Consider the following 17,259-nt stretch of genomic DNA (forward strand, 5'->3'; position numbering starts at 1 on the left):
AGAGCGTGCCGAGGCCGGGATAGATGCCCAGAACAGATGGATTTTCCATGCGCGCGACGCGCCTGATGAACCGCCTTGCCGCGCGCCGGGCGGCGCTGGCGCGCTCGGCCACCGCCTTCGTGTCGCATCCCGAACCGCGCACCATCGGCAGTTTTGCGCGCGGTCGGCAGCTTTGCGCCGGAAACTTCCTGTTCGCCGGGCATCTCATCCGCCGACCCGGCGCTTCGCCCTGGGATCTGCCGGCCCCGGACGAGGCGTTCTCCTCGGCGCTGCACGGCTTTGCCTGGCTCGACGATCTCGCGGCGGCGGGCGATCTGCCGGCGCGCCAGATGGCGCAGGCCTGGCTCTGGGACTGGATCGACCGCTACGGCGCCGGGCGCGGCCCGGGCTGGACGCCGGATCTCACGGGCCGGCGACTCATTCGCTGGATCAACCACGCGATCTTCCTGCTGGCGGGGCGCGACCGGGCGCAGGGCGACGCCTTCTACCGCTCGCTCACGCGGCAGACGGTCTTCCTGTCGCGCCGCTGGCGGGCCGCCGGCCCGGGCCTGCCACGGTTCGAGGCCCTGACCGGCCTCATCTATGCCGGCCTCTCGCTGGAGGGCATGGCCGGCCATGTCGCCCCCGCCGCCGCGGCGCTGGCGCGCGAATGCACCACCCAGATCGACGCAGAAGGCGGCTTGCCCACGCGCAACCCCGAGGATCTTCTGGATGTCTTCACCCTGCTGACCTGGGCCGCGGTGGCGCTCTCGGAAGCCGGGCAAAGCCCGCAACAGGCCCATTGGGCGGCGATCGAGCGGATCGGGCCGACACTGCGGACATTGCGCCACGCCGATGGCGGGCTGGCGCGCTTCCACGGCGGCGGGCGCGGGCTTGAAGGGCGGCTCGACGCCGCGCTGGCGGCAAGCGGCGTGAAGGGCCGCAGATCCGACGGGCTGGCCATGGGGTTCGCCCGGATCGGCGCGGGGCGCACATCGCTTATCATCGACGCCGCGCCGCCGCCTTCGGGCGCAGCATCAGACAGCGCGCATGCCTCCACGCTCGCGTTCGAACTGACCTCGGGCCGCCGCCCGGTGATCGTCAATTGCGGCGCGGGCGACAGTTTCGGCGCCGACTGGCGGCGCGCGGGCCGCGCCACCCCGTCCCATTCGACCCTGACGCTGGCGGGCCAGTCCAGCAGCCGCATGGGCCGCGCGCCCCGCGACCGCGAGCGGCTGGTCACCACCCCGAAAGAGGTGCCCATCCGCCTCAGTACCGCCCCGGACGGGCATCGCTTCGAAGGCGGGCATGACGGCTACGTCTCTGGCTTCGGACTGACCCATGTGCGCAAGCTCGAGCTGACCGCCGACGGGCGCGGCCTTGCCGGAGAGGACATGCTCGCGGCCCTCGACGAGGCCGCCCAGGCGCGGTTCGACGCGGCCATGGACGGGGCGCAACTGGGCGGGATCGCCTTCGATATCCGCTTTCACCTGCACCCGGATGTCGATGCCTCGGTCGACCTGGGCGGCAGCGCGGTGTCGCTGGCCCTCAAATCCGGCGAAATCTGGATCTTCCGCGCCGACCGGCATGCCGCGCTGACTGTCGAGCCAAGCGTCTATCTCGAAAAATCGCGGCTGAAGCCGCGTGCGACCAAACAAATCGTTCTCTCCGGTCGCGCGATGGAGTATGCGACCCGCACGAGATGGTCACTGGCCAAGCCTTCGGACTCGCCCATCGGCGTGCGCGACCTGGCCGAGGACGGGAGGACCCCGGTGACCGTGACCTGAACGACCTGATCACCAGACCCGAGGACAGCTGCCCCATGACCGATCTCGCTCCCGTGCGCCGCGCGCTTCTTTCCGTTTCCGACAAGACCGGCCTGGCCGATCTGGGCCGCGCCCTCGCCGGGCGGGGGATCGAGCTTTTGTCCACCGGCGGCACCGCCAAGGCGCTGCGCGAGGCCGGGCTGACAGTGCGCGACGTGTCCGAGGTGACGCAGTTCCCCGAGATGATGGACGGACGGGTGAAAACGCTGCACCCCATGGTGCATGGCGGGCTTCTGGCCCTGCGCGACAAGGACGATCACATCGCGGCAATGGAAAAGCACGGCATCGGCCCGATCGACCTGCTTGTGGTGAACCTCTACCCGTTCGAGGAAACCGTCGCCAAAGGCGCCGACTATGACACCTGCATCGAGAATATCGATATCGGCGGCCCCGCCATGATCCGTGCGGCGGCCAAGAACCGCGCCTTCGTCAACGTGGTCGTGGACGTGGAGGATTACGAGTCGCTTCTGGCCGAGCTCGAGACGCATCACGGCCAGACCACCTATGCCTTCCGCCAGAAACTGGCGCAGGTGGCCTATGCCCGCACCGGCGCCTATGACGCGGCGGTCTCGACCTGGATGGCCGGCGCTTTGGGCGAGACTGCGCCCCGCCGCCGTGCCGTGGCCGGGCATCTGGCGCAGACGCTCCGCTACGGCGAAAACCCGCATCAGGCGGCGGCCTTCTACACCGATGGCTCCGCCCGCCCCGGCGTCGCCACCGCGCGGCAGGTGCAGGGCAAGGAGCTGAGCTACAACAACATCAACGACACCGACGCGGCGTTCGAACTGGTCAGCGAGTTTGACCCCGCCGACGGCCCGGCCTGCGCGATCATCAAGCACGCCAATCCCTGCGGCGTGGCGCGGGGGGCGACGCTCAAAGAAGCTTACAAGGCCGCCTTCGACTGCGACCGCACCTCGGCCTTCGGCGGGATCATCGCCCTGAACCAGCCGCTCGACGGCGTGACGGCGGAAGAGATCTCGCAGATCTTCACCGAGGTGGTCATCGCGCCCGGGGCAGATGAAGTGGCCATGAGCATTTTTGCCAATAAGAAAAACCTGCGTCTTCTCGTGACCGACGGCCTGGCGGATCCGGCAGAGGCGGCGCTGATGCTCAAGCAAGTCTCGGGCGGCTATCTGGTGCAGGACAAGGACAGCGGGCGGGTGTCGCAGGATGACCTCAAGGTCGTGACCAAGCGCGCGCCCTCAGATCAGGAAATGGCCGACATGCTCTTCGCCTGGAAGGTCGCCAAGCACGTGAAGTCGAACGCCATCGTTTATGTGAAGGACGGCGCGACCGTGGGAGTGGGCGCGGGCCAGATGAGCCGGGTGGATAGTTGCCGCATCGCCGCGCGCAAGGCGCAGGACATGGCCGCGGAGCTGGGGCTCGACACGCCTCTGACGCAGGGCAGCGTCGTGGCCTCGGACGCGTTCTTTCCCTTTGCCGACGGCCTTCTGACCGCGGCCGAGGCCGGGGCGACGGCTGTGATCCAGCCGGGCGGCTCGATGCGGGACGAGGACGTGATCCGCGCCGCCGACGAGGCCGGCCTCGCCATGGTCTTGACCGGTATGCGCCATTTCCGGCACTAAAGCGTCACAGGCCGCATCAGCCGGCCACGAGCAGGAGAAAGCCATGCGCACCGTCTTCTGGGTCGCCGCGATCGTCTTCGCGGTCGATCAGCTCAGCAAGTATTGGATCGTGCATGTGCTGAACCTGCGCGAGGTCTTCGCGATCGACGTCTTTCCGCCCTACCTGAATTTCCGCATGGCGTGGAACACAGGCATCAATTTCGGTGCGCTGGCCTCGGGCAACCCGGCGATGCGCTGGGTCTGGATCGGCGTGGCGCTGGTGATCGTCGGCGCGGTGCTCTGGTGGGTGTGGACCGACCCCCAAGGGCGCTGGCAGAAGATCGCCGCCGGTCTTCTGGTGGGCGGTGCGCTGGGCAACGTGATCGACCGGGTCATCTACGGCGCGGTGGCGGATTTCCTCAACATGTCGTGCTGCGGTTTCACCAACCCGACCTCCTTCAACGTGGCGGATATTTCGATTTTCGTCGGCGCCTTCGGTCTGGTAATCTTCAGCTCGGATAAAAAGCCCGCGTGACCTTCGCCGCTCGATACGGTAGGGGAGGTCACGTTCTGACTGCGAAAGCGAGCACGGCCATGAAGCTGACCGGCACATCTCTTCTTCTCATCGCGGCGCTGGCGCTCTCGGCCTGTGGCTGGGGCGACCGCGAGGTGCGGCTGACCCGCTTCAAGGACAACGGCGCGGGGCCGGACGAATTCTCGATCCTGCCCGGCAAACCGCTGCAACAGCCCGAAAGCTATACACGCCTGCCCGCGCCCAACCCGGGCGGCGCCAACCTGACCGACCAGAACCCGCTGGGCGACGGCGTTGCGGCGCTGGGCGGCAACCCGAACGCGCGCGTGCCCACGGGCGTATCGCCCGCCGACGGCGCGCTTCTCAATCACACGCGCCGCTACGGCGTGACCGACGGGATCCGCCAGGTCCTCGCGCGCGAGGACGCCGAGACGCGCCGCCGCTACGGGCGGGTCAACATCCTCAATATCGGCCCGAACGACGATTACACCGATGCCTACCGGCGCCAATGGCTCGACTCCTACGGCGAGGCGCGGCGTCTGCGCGGGCTTGGCATCGCCACGCCCTCCGCCCCGCCGGGCGAACCGGCGCGCGCGCGACGCTGAGGCGCGGCTCCAAGCCACCGGCACAGGTTGAAAACCGGCGCGCAGGCCGTATCTATGACCGAACCCTTTCACGGCTTGGAGATCGCCTCATGCGCCGAATGTTCGCCTGCCTGATCCTGACGCTGGCCGCTGCGCTTCCCGCGCGCGCGTCCGACCAGGTGACCACCTTCACGCTCGACAACGGCATGGATGTCGTAGTGATCGAGGATCACCGCGCGCCGGTGGTGTCGCACATGGTCTGGTACCGCGCCGGCTCGGCGGATGAAAAACCCGGTGTCTCCGGGGTCGCGCATTTCCTCGAACACCTGCTCTTCAAGGGCACCGAGAAGATGGAGCCGGGCGAATTCTCGGCCACGGTCGCGCGCAACGGCGGTTCGGACAACGCCTTCACCAGCTACGACTACACCGCCTATTTTCAGCGTGTCGCTGCGGACCGGCTGGAGCTGATGATGCAGATGGAATCCGACCGCATGGTCAACCTGCAGATCAGCGAGGCCGACATCGCGACCGAACGCGACGTGATCATCGAGGAACGCAATCAGCGGGTCGAAAACAATCCCTCCGCACTCTTCCGCGAACAGGCCAGCGCGGCGCAGTACCTCAACCACCGCTACGGCGTGCCGATCATCGGATGGCAGCACGAAATGGTCGATCTCGGCCTCGATGACGCGCTGGACTATTACGAGACCTATTATGCACCGAACAACGCGATCCTGATCGTGGCGGGCGATGTCTATCCGGACGAGGTGCGGGCGCTGGCGGAGAAGTACTATGGCGTGATCCCGGCCAATCCCGACCTGCCCGAGCGGATGCGCGCGCAGGAGCCGCGCCAGATGGCCGAGCGGCGCATCGCCTACGAGGACGCGCGCGTGGCGCAGCCCTATGTGACGCGGTCCTATCTCGCGCCCGAACGCGACAGCGGCGCCCAGGAAAAGGCCGCCGCGCTGACGCTGCTGGCCGAGATTCTCGGCGGCGGCACCACCTCGCTTCTGAACGAGAAACTGCAGTTCGACACGCGCACGGCGGTCTATACCGGCGCGTGGTACGGCGGCATGGCGCTTGACGACACGACCTTCAGCATCTCCGTCGTGCCCGCCGCGGGCGTGACCCTGCCCGAGGCCGAGGCGGCGCTTGACGAGGTGCTGGCCAACTTCCTCGAAGAGGGCGTCGACGCCGAACAGCTCGAGCGTATCAAGATGCAGATCCGCGCTTCGGAAATCTATGTGCGCGACGATGTGGGCCAGCTGGCCAACCGCTATGGCCGCGCGTTGACCCAGGGGCTGACGGTCGAGGATGTCCAGGCCTGGCCCGGTCTCCTCGAGGCCGTGACAGAGGAGGATATCCTGGCCGCCGCCCGCGAGGTCTTCGCCAAAAAGAACGCCGTTACCGGCTATATCACCGCTCCGGAGGTCACCCAATGATCCGTGCCGTTCTCGCCCTTGTGCTAATGCTGGCCGCGCTGCCCGCGCGGGCTGATGTGAACATCAAGGAAATCACCTCGCCCGGCGGCATCGACGCCTGGCTCGTAGAAGACCACTCTATCCCCTTCGTGGCACTTGAACTGCGGTTTCGCGGCGGTGCGGCGCTTGATGCGCCGGGCAAGCGCGGCGCGATCAACCTGATGACCGCTCTTCTCGAAGAAGGCGCGGGCGAGCTTGATTCGCGGGCGTTCGCGCGCGAGACGGAAGCGCTCGCCGCCTCGTTTTCCTACGACGCGAGCCAGGATTCCATTTCGATCTCGGCTCGGTTTCTGACCGAGAACCGGGCCGAGGCGCTCGAGCTTCTGCGTCAGAGCCTTGTCGAGCCGCGCTTCGACGAGGAGGCCATCGACCGCGTGCGCGCGCAGGTGCTGTCGGTCATCCAGTCGAACGCCAAGGACCCGTCCGAGATCGCGGGCCAGCAATTCAGCAGTCTCGTTTTCGGCGATCATCCCTATGGCAGCCCGCTGGAAGGCACCGTCGACAGCGTCTCGGCGCTCGACCGCGAGGACCTTTTGGCGGCGCATGACGCGGCGCTGGCGCGCGACCGGCTTTACGTCAGCGCGGTGGGCGATGTCACCGAAGAGGACCTTGGGGCGATCCTGGACGATCTGCTTGCGGGGCTGCCCGAAACCGGCGCGCCGCTACCGTCCGACGCCGATCCGAACCTGCCGGGCGGGATCGAGGTGGTGGATTATGCGACACCGCAATCCATCGTCACCTTTGCCCAGCCGGGCATCGACCGCGACGACCCGGATTTCTTCGCGGCCTATATTCTCAACCACATCCTGGGCGGCGGCGGATTCGAAAGCCGCCTGATGGAAGAGGTGCGCGAAAAGCGCGGGCTGACATATGGCGTCTACTCCTACCTGCTTGACCGGGATGGCGCACAGATCTGGATGGGTCGTGTCGCCTCGGCCAATGACCGTGTCGCCGAAGCGGTCGCGGTGATCGAGGAGGAATGGGCCAAGCTGCGCGAGACCGGCGTGACTGCCGAGGAACTGGCCGACGCCAAGACCTATCTCACGGGCGCCTACCCGCTGCGCTTCGACGGCAACGGGCCGATCGCGAATATCGCCGTGAGCATGCAGATGGAAGGGCTCGAGCCCGACTATATCGCCAATCGGAACGCGATGGTCGAAGCGGTGACGCTGGACGACATCAACCGCGTGGCACGCGAGTTGATGGATCCCGAACGGCTGACTTTCGTGGTGGTCGGCCAGCCTGTGGGGCTGAGCGGCACGCTCAACTGAGATCGGGATGAGGTCGGATCGGATCGCCTTCGGCGATCCGACCGGGGCGAGGGGCGCTGCCCCTCGCGCTCCCCGAGGTATTTATCGCCAGATGAAGAGGACGAGCGCTGTGTCAGGGACCCGGCGCAACAGTCGTTGTGCGCCGTTTCGGTGTACGGGTTGTGTACAGGTTGTGTACGCGGATCATACGGCCGATTTCGGCGTCATGCCGCTGTTAAGGTTTGATCAGCCGACGGGGTCGTCGACGGTTTTGCCCGGTGCCTCGCGGTAAACGAGAGGCGCGTCGTCGCGGGTGGCGTGCTGATCGGCTTTGACCTGAAGCGCGCCGTGATGAGGCGACTTGATACAAACCGGATCGGTCGCCGCGGGGTCGCCCACGACTGCCATGGCCTGGCACCGGCACCCACCGAAATCGATCTCTTTACGCTCGCAGCTCTTGCAGGGTTCCTGCATCCAGTCGGTACCGCGATACGCGGTAAAGGCTTCACCTTTATACCAGATTTCATGAAGCGGCGTGTCACGGACATTGTCGAACTTGAGGTGCGGGATGCTTTGGGCGGCGTGACAGGGCAGGACTTCGCCATCGGGGGCGACGTTGAGCCCGGTCGTGCCCCACCCGCCCATGCAGCGCTTGGGGTAGTCGTCGTGATAATCGGCCGGCACGTAGTCGATCACGAGCTTGCCCTTAAGTGCAGCACGCGCCTCGGCCACGATGCGCGTCGCCTCTCGCGCCTGGTCCCGGGTGGGCATGAGCGCGTCGAGGTTTCTCAACGCCCAGCCGTGGAATTGAACCGTCGCCACCTCGATCCGCCGCGCACCCATCTCCTGCGCCATCTCGATCGCGCGGGGCAACTGGTGCAGGTTGCGGCGGTGCAGAACCGCATTGAGTGTCAGGGGAAAGCCGATCTTTCCAATGATCTCCGCCACCTGCATCTTCCGTTTGAACCCTCCCTTGTAGCCCCCGATCTCGTCGGCCATTTCAGGCGTGGTGCCTTGCAGGGACAGCTGCACATGGTCGAGACCGGCCTCGTCGAGTTCGGTCAGGCGGCGTTCGTTCAGGCCGATCCCCGAAGTGATCAGATTGGTGTAGAGCCCGGCGTCGCGGGCGGCGCGCACGAGCGAAACGAGGTCGCGGCGTGAAGCCGGTTCGCCGCCCGACAGGTGTAGCTGCAACACGCCCAGCTCCACCGCTTCGCGAAACACGCGCATCCAGTCCTCTGTGCCGAGTTCCTGATCCTGCATCGCCATCTGCACAGGGTTCGAGCAATAGGGGCAGGATAGCGGACAACGGTGCGTCAGCTCGGCCAGCATGGCGATCGGGGGGCGGACAGAGGTCATGCGCTCACCACGTCGAGGAATCGCCGGTCGCGGAGCGCACCGAGAAATCCAGCACTGTCCTTGGCAATCTCCTCGGCCGGCGCGTTGTATTTTTCGGCCAGAGCCGCGGTGATCTCACCGAAACTGCGCGCACCGTCGACTTCGCTCAGAATGGCGTGGCCGATATCGTCCAGCGTCACCGCGCGTTCTGGCGCCAAAAGCACCCAAGTCGACCGCACCTTGTCAAAGTGCAGGCGCACGCCGCGCGGCAGTGAGGGTACTTCCTGTGCAAGCATCACGAGGCCCTCTGCATCAAGAGACCCTCGCCCGGCACCCACGCACCGGGCGGAATACGGCCAGGTTCGACATAGGCCCCCCAAAGCGCATCGAGCTGTGACCAAAGCACGTCGGTCTTGAACTTCAGCGCGTCCGCGGCGGCATCCTGCTTTTCCTGCGTATCAGCATGATCCAGCACCCAGCCGAGACCAAAGGCCACGTCCTTGGGCGCCTCTTTCAGGCGGTTCTTGAAATAAGACAGCGAGCTGTCGTCAGCGAACTCGTAATTCTTCAAAAGACCCTGGATTCTGTTGGCATGGATCTTCGGCGCGAACAGTTCCGTGAGGGACGACGCCACCGCTTCGAGAAGCGTTTTTTCCCGAACGAAGCGAACATAAGCGTCACAGGCGAAATTCGTAGCCGGCAACACGCCCTCGCGCGAGGCAACGTAATCGGGGTCAAGCCCTACGGCTTCGGCCAAACGCAGCCACCGGCGGATCCCGCCTTCATTCTCTGTGGTCCCGTCGTGATCCTCGATGCGCGAACGCCACGCACGGCGAAGCTCGGGCTCCTCCACACGGCTCATGAACGCGGCGTCCTTCATAGGAATGGTGTGTTGGTAATAGTAGCGGTTTATGACCCAGGCGCGTACCTGATCGGGGGTGCAGCCGCCGCCGTGCAACAGATCGTGGAAAGGGTGAAGGTCATGATACCGCTCGGCGCCGATCTGTCGAAGGCGGGCTTCGAATTCTTCGCGTGTCTGGGTCATAGCGAGATCTCCATGCCATCCTGCCCGATTGTCCAGCCAGCCGCTTCGGCCTCGGCCTTTTCTGCCGCGTCAGGACGCAGGACAGGGTTCGTGTTATTCATGTGCACATAGACTTTTCGGCCAATATCCAGGCCGGAAAACGCAGCAAGCGAGCCGTCAGGACCACTCATCGACATGTGGCCCATGCGCTTGCCGGTCTTCTGACTAAGGCCCGCCCGCACCATTTCGTCATCTTGCCACAATGTCCCGTCAAAGAACAGCAGGTCAGACCCGTGGAGACGTTTCGCGAGCGCGTCGTTCAGGAGCGCGCAGCCGGGAATGTAGTGTATCGTTCTGTCTGACGTCCGGAGTTCGACGCCGACGGTCTGATCGCCCATCAGGTCGGTCTGCACCTCTTCGCCTTCCATATAAAGTGGGACCTTGCCGGGAACCGAATAGAGCGTCGCGATGATGCCCGGCACCAATTCGAACGGCGTGTCGAGGGCAATCGCAGACCTTGTCACGACCGAAGCATTCAGCGCATCGAAGATCGGATTCTGCCCAAGCACATCGTGAATGCCTTGCGTTGCGAAAAGCGTGAAAGGCTGCATTTCCCGCAACGTCAAAAGACCTGCCACATGGTCAATATCACCGTTCGTGACAAGAACCGATGACAGGGGCAAAGCGCGTAGGTCGGTGGGATGAAGCGGCGGCGCAGAAGCGAGCTGTTGCCGGATGTCGGGGGACGCATTCAACACCGCCCACGACATTCCGTCGGCGGTTACAGCGAGCGATGACTGAGTTTGTGCAGGGATTTTCCCGGAACGTGCAAGATTGCAGTTATCGCAACCGCAGTTCCATTGCGGGAGGCCGCCACCGGCGGCCGCCCCCAGAATGTGCGCGCGGAAGATCATTACTATCCCGCGCGCAAGAAATCAGAACAGGACGCCGTGATCGTCTTCCGACTCGGGGCCATACATGTTGATTTCCATACCGCACTCGATTTCGCGGATCTTCGGTTTATTCCATGCCATTGGATTGCTCCTCCTGAATGCATGAGCTCTCGCTCGTGTGACTACAGTAAAATGGCAAAGCAACCTCGGCAATGCGACTCTTATTTTTTAAGAAGCTCTGCGACTTTGGTCGGTATCAGGTGCCGTCGCGGCGTGGTGCAATGCCGTCAAGGCAAAAACCCTTATTGCGTATTGTCTTGATACCAAAGCCGAATTCCTGCTCGGCAAGCTTTTTCCGTAAATAGCCGATATATACATCCACCACGTTCTCGCTAGCGGATCCTTCTGCCGCCCATAGAGTGTCGAATATCTCGCCGCGCGACAAAGGCGTGCCCGGCTCACGCATAAGCAGATCCAGCAAGGAAAACTCTCTTTCCGTCAAGGTCACCATCCCTGTCTCGCACCGAAGCACTCTGTCCACGGGATCGATGCAAGATTGTGCGGGACGTTGAAAGATCGCACGGCGTTCCTGTACCCGCAGACGAGCCACGAGTTCATCGAACGAGAACGGTTTGACGACGTAATCATCTGCGCCAGCCTCAAGGCCCGCCGCTCGGTCTTCCACATCAGACAGGGCTGAAAGCATGAGAATGGGGAGCGTGACGCCCTGAGCGCGTAATTTCCGAACCAAATCCAGCCCGTTATCCGCGCCGAGCATCACATCGATCACGGCACCCGAAAACCGATCGCTGCGCAATCTTTCAAGGGCCCGATCCGCACGATTCTCCGTCTCTGCTTCGTAGCCATGCAAAGCCAAACCGCGCGCCAATGCCGAGGTGATTTCCGGGTCGTCGTCCACAATCAGGAGCCGCGTTTGCATGAAGTCAATCTAAGGTGCGACGAGCGGCAAGCGAACCGATATTTTCGTACCGGGTGCCGTGCCGATGGCTTCGTCAGCTTCGACCGGGCTTTGCAGACTTATCTCGCCGCCCTGTGCCTCTGTCACCCATTTCGCCAACGCAAGGCCGATGCCGAATCCTTGTGCATTTGGCTGCCCGCCCTGACTGAACCGGTCAAAGACGCGGTTCTGATCGTCCGGCGCAATACCGGGTCCATTATCAGTCACCGAAAGGCCGAAGAGCCCATTCGCCTGATCAGGCGCCAACCGTAGCTTTGCACCATTCCGGGCATGACGGATCGCATTGCGGACGAGACCGACGATCACCTGCCGCAGCCAGTTGGCGTCGCAGTGCAACGCGACATCAGGCATGGCGACCGTTTCAAGCTGCATGCCTGCATTATCCACCTCTGCCTGTATTTCCTCGACCACATCACGCGCGATCACGTCCAAACACACCTTGGCAGGTTCAAGCGCCAACCGGCCCGTATCGGACCGGGCAACGCGCAAAAGGTCGTCGATACGCCGATTAAGCCGGGCCGCCCGCGCCGAAATCGTGGCAAATGCTGCTTGCGTATCACTCCCCTCCTGCTGGCCCAATTGTGCCTCCATCAGTATAACAGTCAGCGGCGTGCGCAATTCATGGCTGACATCAGCAAAAAAGCGACGGCGGTTTTCGTCGATTTTCTCAAGCGTGGCGTTGGCCGCGCGCAGTTCCTCCGTGCGCTGTTCAATGGTTTCGTTCAGGCGCGCCCATTCGGCCCGGATGACATTCTGCCGCTCAGACAGAGCCAAAGCCATGCGATTAGTCTCTTGATAAAGCTGGCCGATTTCATCGCTTCTCGAGATCGGCAAAGCGACGGCAAAATTTTCCTGGCTGATCTGGCGGGCCGCCTCGCGGAGACGGTCGAGCCGAAGGAACTGAGGCCGGATCAGACCAAGGTAGAAGCCCAGCAGGATCAGAAGGCTCAGAATGCCGATGACTATGGCGATCCGCGAAAGGGAACGGCGCAATTCCTCGATCCCGGAAAGGATATTGTTACGGAACAGCACCTCGGCATTCACCGCCTGATTTAGGAGCGGATCGACACTTGTCGCGAACGTGTCGATGTAAGCGCGCAGACGGGCCTGATCCTCGGTTGATGCAGTCAGCCCCCGCATTGTGCTGTTGAGCATCGCCTCCATACGCGCGAGACCGAGCGATTGCGTGCCGTGACGGGATTGTTCATCGATACCCAGTTCGCGAGCCTGGTCGACCGCAACTTCCAGATCCGCATGCAAGAGACTAAACGTATCCCGTATCTGGTTCACGATCGGCAAGATGCGGTCGCTTCGAATTTCGTGAGATTGCCCTGTCTGGATCATCTCGGTTGCAATTACGAGGAAGGTCGAAGTTTGGGTTGAGAGGGCCGAGTATCGGGCAATTCGATTTTCGGAGGCTAGCGCCGCATCCAGCCGCTGCGCCACCTCAGTCATGCCGACATAAAGAATTCCAGCCGTCAGGATCGTTCCAACCCCAAGCAAGGCCGCCCCAAGCCCAAGTTTAGCCTTGAGCGATTCAACCAGCCTTCGGGCCATAACACTCTCTGCCAGCTGCCGAATAAGCACTCTCACGGCATGATTTTGCCAATTTTTTGTGCAACCGTTGCAGGCACTCGCGACCGTCACGGTGGATCAACGAGAAATCAAGGAACGAAAGTTTAGCTCCGGTCCTACTCGGTTGTATCTTTTCGAAAGGTCTTCGCATGGTAGAACTTCTTTTCATTGCCTGCCTGGCCGGCTCCCCTACCGAATGCCGGGAACACAGCCTGCTATTCACCGGTGTGACACCACATCAGTGCCTGATGGGCGCACAGCCTGAATTGGCCAAGTGGATCCAGTCGCATCAAGGTGCCCGTATCAAGAGCTGGCGTTGCAGAAACGTGTCCTTTGCCGAGCGCGAGCTTTAAACCTCGCTACTTGTGGCAGCATCATCCTCCCTTACGCTTCATCAATCCGCGCGAAGGATCGTAGGCCCAAACCGCCAGTCCGCCAAGGATCACGGCACTTAAGGCGACCCAACCGGTCGCCAAGAAATTTATCTGAAGATAGAGCGAAAACCGGATCAGCTCGACAGCATAAGTAAACGGATTGAGCGCGCAGATATCGCGAAGCAGGTCCGAGCTTTCCGCCATTTTCCACAGCGGGTAGAGCGCGGACGACAAAAAGAACATCGGAAAAATGACGAAATTCATCACGCCCGCGAAGTTTTCCAGTTGCTTGATGAAGCTCGACAGAAGCAGTCCAAGAGCACCCAGCATTATGCCTGACAAAAACAAGGCCGGCAAAACCGCGAGATACCCAAGCGGCGGCATCGTAATGCCAACAAGCGCCGCGATCGCCAGAAAGGTATAGACCTGCACCACTGAGATTGTTGTTGATCCGAGCAACCGGCAAAAAAGAAGCCAGCCACGCGGGAATGGGCTGGTCAGCAAAAGCCGCATAGATCCCATCTCACGATCGTAGACAAGGCTGAGCGAGCTTTGCATCCCGTTGAACAAAAGAACCATGCCACACAAACCGGGCACGATATACGTCTGATATGTGATGTAGGTCTGATAGGGCGGGATGATCGACAGGCCAAGCGCTGCGCGAAAGCCTGCCGCGAAGATGATCAACCAGACAAGTGGGCGGACAAGCGCTGCGATGAACCTTTCGCGCTGGTGCACGAAACGCAGGAACTCGCGGCCGACAATGGCGCGCAGAACGAGAAACCAGCGGTTCACGCCATGACCTCTGTCTGCGACAGAAACCAGTCCGGCAAGGACTGATTGCCTCGGACATCGCGCGTCGTGCCATCGGCCAGAATCTCCCCTTGATGAAGAACAAGCAGATGATCCGTATCGCGCACTTCGTCAGTCAGGTGCGTCGTCCAGATCACGCAAAGGTCTCCTTCGGCCAGATCGTGCACGTGCTCGACAATGGAATGGCGCGCTGCGGCATCAAGGCCGACGGTCGGCTCATCAAGCAAAAGCACCTTCGGCTCGTGTAACAGGGCACGGGCAAGTTCCATACGCCGCCGGTGACCGCCGTTAAGGGCACGCACCTTTTCCTCAGATCGCTCCAGCATATTGAGACGGTCAAGCGCTGCGTCTATCCTGTCGCGCTGCGCTTTGCGGGGCATGCCATGCAGGGCGGCGAAATACGCCATATTCTGCCGCACGGTCAGATCCATGTCCAGGGTGGGCTGCTGAAACACCACGCCGAGGTCGGCCATCGCCTGACGAGGTGCAGTCTGCAGATTGTGACCCGCGATCCGGATCTCGCCATCACGCGAAACAAGAAGCCGTGTCAGAAGTGAAACGAGCGTGGACTTGCCTGCCCCATTGGGACCGAGCAGAGCACAGAACCGCCCGCGTGGCAGACTGAAAGACACATTCTTTAACGCCTGCTTGGCGCCATAGTTGAAACTCAGGCCGCGCACGGTCAGGCCATCAGACATCGGTCTCGCTTTCTGTTTGCAACGTCGCGGGCGCACCTTGCAGCCTCAGCACCCGGTCGGCAAGGCGCTTGGCCTCAGCCTCGGCATGAGTCACCAGAAGCGTGGCCGGTCGCGCTTCGGCAATAAGTTCTTCGGTCAGAGTCATCATGGTGTCGGCCATGTCAGGGTCAAGCGATACGAAGGGTTCATCGAGGATCAGCAAGGCAGGTCTACCTGCAAATGCACGCGCCAAAGAGAGGCGGCGCTGTTGTCCAAGAGAAAGCTGGCCGGGAAACTGGTCTTCCTTTCCTGCCAAACCAACCTTTTTCAACGCGCGAAGTGCGGTTTTTCGATCCAACCCGGCGCAAACCAGCAGCAAGTTATCAAGGGCGGACCGCCACGGCAGGAGTGTTGGCTCCTGAAAGACGATCGAGACTTCCTCCGGTCGGTCGACGTTACCTTCGAAAGCGGTGTCGATGCCGGCTACGATACGCAAGATTGTGGATTTCCCGATGCCAGAAGGACCGACTAACGCAACTGTCTCTCCGGGGGCGACGGAAAACTCAACCCGTCCCAGCACCTGCTTGCCGCCATAGTATTTGGAAAGAATCGAAACTCTGATCATGCCGTGCGCCAGCGTCTGACACGCCGCTCCCAGGGTTGTAGGAGCGCCCATTCGACTGCCAACATCACGCAAATGAACGACAGGGCGTAAACAAGAACCATCGCCACATCGAAAAGCTGGAAATACAGGTGAATCTGAAAGCCGATCCCTGAAGAGCGACCCAGAAATTCGACGACCAGCACGATCTTCCAGATCACCGCAACACCGCCACGCGCAGCCGCCGCAATAAAGGGGGCAAGCTGCGGCAGCACCACGTGACGCATTCGGGCCATCCAAGACATTCGGTACACCTTGGCCATGGCATCAAGATCCGGATTGAGCGCCCGGGCGCCCTCGCGCACTACAGTGGCCACGTTTGGGATCTTGTTGAAGGTCACCGCCAGAATGGCCGCGGTCTCTGTCAAACCGATCCAGAGATAGCAGAGTACGATCAGCACGAGCGCAGGCAGGTTGAGAAAAATCACCAACCATGGATCCAACCAGCGATTGACCCGCTCCGAACGTCCCATCAAAAGCCCAAGCGCAACACCGAATAGCATCGCAATGGCAAAGGCCCAGATCACGCGAAGAAGCGTGGCACCAAGATGATGCAGGAGTTCACCCGAGCCCAATTCACGCTGGAAAAGTGGGATCAACTGCCACGGGCTTGGCAAAGTTTGGGGATCGTCGGTGAGCAAAGCCGCAATGATCCAGAGGGCAAGAAGCCCCGCAATAGAGAAGAAAGGCGTGGCGCGGCTATCGGGCATGAGACTTTTTCAGATCATTCGACCTGGGCAAAGAGACCCTCGGGCACTTCGGTCGCTCGCCCAACGAGTTCCGCGCCGCCGAGTTCGGCCAAAAGCGTTAGAAGCGCGGACGCGTTCCCGGCATCAATCGGACCGCGTTTCGGAACACCTGACCGCCAATCACGCCGGAGGATCTCGAACTCGGTGTCGGTCTCAACACGCATCTCCGGGCGCAGGTTTTCCCACGCGTCGTCGGATTTCAGAAGAATGTCCTTGGCGTCTCGCGTCGCGGCGTAAAACGCTTGCGCAAGCCCAGGACGCTGATCGAAAAAACTTTCCTTACCATAATATCCCAGAAGTGGGGTTTCCGGGTCGAGTCCAAGCGCAGCAGTGGCCTCCTCGACATTGACCAGTTCTTTCATTCCAGCGGCCTTCATCTTGGCCAGAAAGTGCCAGTAATTGATAGCACCGGCATAGCTATCGTCGAGCGCGGATTTAAAGATCAGCGGCGGCGCGCCATAGACCTGCTCTGTTCCGGCCTTGAGATCAAATCCGTAGGTGCGCGCGGCGTAGGCCCGCAGGAGAAGCCAGGACTTGTCCAGAGGACCGCCTGCGATGCCGAGCTTACCGTCTTGCAGATCAACCAACGTCGTCGCTAGGCTGTTGCCCGGGACAACGACCCCGCCCACGGCCTTGGAATAAGGAATGAAAACATAGTCCTTGCCCGCCGCACGCTGCCTGGCAACCCAGATCCAGTCCGCGACGGCCATGTCGGCCTCACCTCCTGCAACGGCGATACGCGTCGCGCCGTTATCGGCATAAGCGCGCACATCAAGATGGAAGCCGTGCTTTTCGTCCAGCCCATTGCGGACGATCGTGTCCAACTCCCAGTTGACTGTCCCGATTTGGAGAACCGCAAGCCGCACGGTCGGCATATCGTCCGCCTGAACGGGCAGGGAAAAAAACAGCAACGCCGTGAGCAGGCGGCCCAGGAGGCGCATGCGGATCTCCTTTCCGGT

Annotated in this window: 19 protein-coding genes; 7 read left to right on the forward strand and 12 right to left on the reverse strand. The window is 62.3% G+C overall.

From position 1 onward, the window contains the following. Positions 1–23 precede the first annotated feature (23 nt). The 6 genes from EZV60_RS16565 to EZV60_RS16590 all read left to right on the forward strand — a co-directional run bounded on the left by EZV60_RS16565 (position 24) and on the right by EZV60_RS16590 (position 7,238). Entirely contained in the window at positions 24–1,766 is a 1,743-nt protein-coding gene (locus EZV60_RS16565; protein ID WP_167853555.1) for a heparinase II/III family protein, read from the forward strand. Positions 1,767–1,801: 35 nt separating this feature from the next. Continuing rightward, complete coding sequence (purH, locus tag EZV60_RS16570) at positions 1,802–3,391, forward strand: bifunctional phosphoribosylaminoimidazolecarboxamide formyltransferase/IMP cyclohydrolase (protein ID WP_135506737.1); 1,590 nt, start codon at positions 1,802–1,804, stop codon at positions 3,389–3,391. Between the two features lie 43 nt (positions 3,392–3,434). After that, positions 3,435–3,905, forward strand: coding sequence for a signal peptidase II (lspA, locus tag EZV60_RS16575; RefSeq protein WP_135506739.1), 471 nt, complete (start codon positions 3,435–3,437; stop codon positions 3,903–3,905). A gap of 59 nt (positions 3,906–3,964) precedes the next feature. Further along, positions 3,965–4,507, forward strand: coding sequence for a DUF3035 domain-containing protein (locus tag EZV60_RS16580; protein WP_135506741.1), 543 nt, complete (start codon positions 3,965–3,967; stop codon positions 4,505–4,507). 89 nt (positions 4,508–4,596) lie between these two features. Then, complete coding sequence (locus tag EZV60_RS16585; RefSeq protein WP_135506743.1) at positions 4,597–5,928, forward strand: M16 family metallopeptidase; 1,332 nt, start codon at positions 4,597–4,599, stop codon at positions 5,926–5,928. Further along, the gene (locus EZV60_RS16590) at positions 5,925–7,238 is read left to right on the forward strand and encodes a M16 family metallopeptidase (RefSeq protein ID WP_135506745.1); all 1,314 of its coding nucleotides are present in this window, start codon (positions 5,925–5,927) and stop codon (positions 7,236–7,238) included. The genes EZV60_RS16585 and EZV60_RS16590 overlap by 4 nt, the downstream gene beginning before the upstream one ends. A 225-nt stretch (positions 7,239–7,463) precedes the next feature. Here EZV60_RS16590 and pqqE read toward each other — a convergent pair whose 3' ends face one another. From pqqE to EZV60_RS16625, 7 genes are all read right to left on the reverse strand, one after another. Next, entirely contained in the window at positions 7,464–8,576 is a 1,113-nt protein-coding gene (gene pqqE / locus EZV60_RS16595; protein WP_135506747.1) for a pyrroloquinoline quinone biosynthesis protein PqqE, read from the reverse strand. Further along, the gene (gene pqqD, locus EZV60_RS16600; protein WP_135506749.1) at positions 8,573–8,851 is read right to left on the reverse strand and encodes a pyrroloquinoline quinone biosynthesis peptide chaperone PqqD; all 279 of its coding nucleotides are present in this window, start codon (positions 8,849–8,851) and stop codon (positions 8,573–8,575) included. Before pqqD ends, pqqE begins: the two co-directional genes overlap by 4 nt. Beyond that, positions 8,851–9,600, reverse strand: a complete 750-nt coding sequence (gene pqqC / locus EZV60_RS16605; RefSeq protein WP_135506751.1) for a pyrroloquinoline-quinone synthase PqqC — start codon at positions 9,598–9,600, stop codon at positions 8,851–8,853. Before pqqC ends, pqqD begins: the two co-directional genes overlap by 1 nt. Further along, positions 9,597–10,493: a pyrroloquinoline quinone biosynthesis protein PqqB gene (gene pqqB / locus EZV60_RS16610; RefSeq protein WP_135506753.1), complete on the reverse strand. Its 897-nt coding sequence runs from the start codon at positions 10,491–10,493 to the stop codon at positions 9,597–9,599. Before pqqB ends, pqqC begins: the two co-directional genes overlap by 4 nt. Positions 10,494–10,514: 21 nt before the next feature. Further along, complete coding sequence (pqqA, locus tag EZV60_RS16615) at positions 10,515–10,613, reverse strand: pyrroloquinoline quinone precursor peptide PqqA (RefSeq protein ID WP_135506755.1); 99 nt, start codon at positions 10,611–10,613, stop codon at positions 10,515–10,517. A gap of 115 nt (positions 10,614–10,728) precedes the next feature. Next, positions 10,729–11,412, reverse strand: coding sequence for a response regulator transcription factor (locus tag EZV60_RS16620; protein ID WP_135506757.1), 684 nt, complete (start codon positions 11,410–11,412; stop codon positions 10,729–10,731). Between the two features lie 9 nt (positions 11,413–11,421). Further along, positions 11,422–13,098: a sensor histidine kinase gene (locus EZV60_RS16625; protein WP_342588809.1), complete on the reverse strand. Its 1,677-nt coding sequence runs from the start codon at positions 13,096–13,098 to the stop codon at positions 11,422–11,424. 77 nt (positions 13,099–13,175) lie between these two features. On the opposite strand from EZV60_RS16625, the gene EZV60_RS16630 reads away from it, so the two are divergent. Beyond that, positions 13,176–13,379 (forward strand): hypothetical protein, encoded by a 204-nt coding sequence (locus tag EZV60_RS16630; RefSeq protein ID WP_135506759.1) that lies wholly within the window; start codon positions 13,176–13,178, stop codon positions 13,377–13,379. Positions 13,380–13,400: 21 nt separating this feature from the next. Here the strand turns inward: EZV60_RS16630 and EZV60_RS16635 are convergent, their stop codons facing one another. Genes EZV60_RS16635 through EZV60_RS16655 form a run of 5 tightly spaced genes read right to left on the reverse strand, consistent with a single transcriptional unit; the run spans position 13,401 to position 17,241 of the window. Next, on the reverse strand, positions 13,401–14,195 hold the full coding sequence (locus tag EZV60_RS16635) for an ABC transporter permease (protein ID WP_135506761.1): 795 nt from the start codon (positions 14,193–14,195) through the stop codon (positions 13,401–13,403). Beyond that, complete coding sequence (locus EZV60_RS16640) at positions 14,192–14,911, reverse strand: ABC transporter ATP-binding protein (RefSeq protein WP_135506763.1); 720 nt, start codon at positions 14,909–14,911, stop codon at positions 14,192–14,194. Before EZV60_RS16640 ends, EZV60_RS16635 begins: the two co-directional genes overlap by 4 nt. Then, the gene (locus tag EZV60_RS16645) at positions 14,904–15,566 is read right to left on the reverse strand and encodes an ABC transporter ATP-binding protein (RefSeq protein WP_245306334.1); all 663 of its coding nucleotides are present in this window, start codon (positions 15,564–15,566) and stop codon (positions 14,904–14,906) included. Before EZV60_RS16645 ends, EZV60_RS16640 begins: the two co-directional genes overlap by 8 nt. Beyond that, positions 15,512–16,261 (reverse strand): ABC transporter permease, encoded by a 750-nt coding sequence (locus EZV60_RS16650; RefSeq protein ID WP_135506765.1) that lies wholly within the window; start codon positions 16,259–16,261, stop codon positions 15,512–15,514. The genes EZV60_RS16645 and EZV60_RS16650 overlap by 55 nt, the downstream gene beginning before the upstream one ends. A 14-nt stretch (positions 16,262–16,275) precedes the next feature. After that, a complete protein-coding gene (locus tag EZV60_RS16655) occupies positions 16,276–17,241 on the reverse strand; it encodes an ABC transporter substrate-binding protein (protein WP_135506767.1) in 966 nt (321 codons plus the stop codon). Positions 17,242–17,259: the final 18 nt, after the last annotated feature.

The organism is Roseovarius aestuariivivens (assembly GCF_004761875.1).
GTDB classification, from domain to species: domain Bacteria; phylum Pseudomonadota; class Alphaproteobacteria; order Rhodobacterales; family Rhodobacteraceae; genus Roseovarius; species Roseovarius aestuariivivens.

Bases quoted from the DNA above. Each gene is read 5' to 3' on its own strand.
- EZV60_RS16565 (WP_167853555.1), top strand. From the start codon at position 24: ATGCCCAGAACAGATGGATTTTCCATGCGCGCGACGCGCCTGATGAAC.
- purH (WP_135506737.1), top strand. From the start codon at position 1,802: ATGACCGATCTCGCTCCCGTGCGCCGCGCGCTTCTTTCCGTTTCCGAC.
- lspA (WP_135506739.1), top strand. From the start codon at position 3,435: ATGCGCACCGTCTTCTGGGTCGCCGCGATCGTCTTCGCGGTCGATCAG.
- EZV60_RS16580 (WP_135506741.1), top strand. From the start codon at position 3,965: ATGAAGCTGACCGGCACATCTCTTCTTCTCATCGCGGCGCTGGCGCTC.
- EZV60_RS16585 (WP_135506743.1), top strand. From the start codon at position 4,597: ATGCGCCGAATGTTCGCCTGCCTGATCCTGACGCTGGCCGCTGCGCTT.
- EZV60_RS16590 (WP_135506745.1), top strand. From the start codon at position 5,925: ATGATCCGTGCCGTTCTCGCCCTTGTGCTAATGCTGGCCGCGCTGCCC.
- pqqE (WP_135506747.1), bottom strand. From the start codon at position 8,576: ATGACCTCTGTCCGCCCCCCGATCGCCATGCTGGCCGAGCTGACGCAC.
- pqqD (WP_135506749.1), bottom strand. From the start codon at position 8,851: ATGCTTGCACAGGAAGTACCCTCACTGCCGCGCGGCGTGCGCCTGCAC.
- pqqC (WP_135506751.1), bottom strand. From the start codon at position 9,600: ATGACCCAGACACGCGAAGAATTCGAAGCCCGCCTTCGACAGATCGGC.
- pqqB (WP_135506753.1), bottom strand. From the start codon at position 10,493: ATGATCTTCCGCGCGCACATTCTGGGGGCGGCCGCCGGTGGCGGCCTC.
- pqqA (WP_135506755.1), bottom strand. From the start codon at position 10,613: ATGGCATGGAATAAACCGAAGATCCGCGAAATCGAGTGCGGTATGGAA.
- EZV60_RS16620 (WP_135506757.1), bottom strand. From the start codon at position 11,412: ATGCAAACGCGGCTCCTGATTGTGGACGACGACCCGGAAATCACCTCG.
- EZV60_RS16630 (WP_135506759.1), top strand. From the start codon at position 13,176: ATGGTAGAACTTCTTTTCATTGCCTGCCTGGCCGGCTCCCCTACCGAA.
- EZV60_RS16640 (WP_135506763.1), bottom strand. From the start codon at position 14,911: ATGTCTGATGGCCTGACCGTGCGCGGCCTGAGTTTCAACTATGGCGCC.
- EZV60_RS16645 (WP_245306334.1), bottom strand. From the start codon at position 15,566: ATGGGCGCTCCTACAACCCTGGGAGCGGCGTGTCAGACGCTGGCGCAC.
- EZV60_RS16650 (WP_135506765.1), bottom strand. From the start codon at position 16,261: ATGCCCGATAGCCGCGCCACGCCTTTCTTCTCTATTGCGGGGCTTCTT.
- EZV60_RS16655 (WP_135506767.1), bottom strand. From the start codon at position 17,241: ATGCGCCTCCTGGGCCGCCTGCTCACGGCGTTGCTGTTTTTTTCCCTG.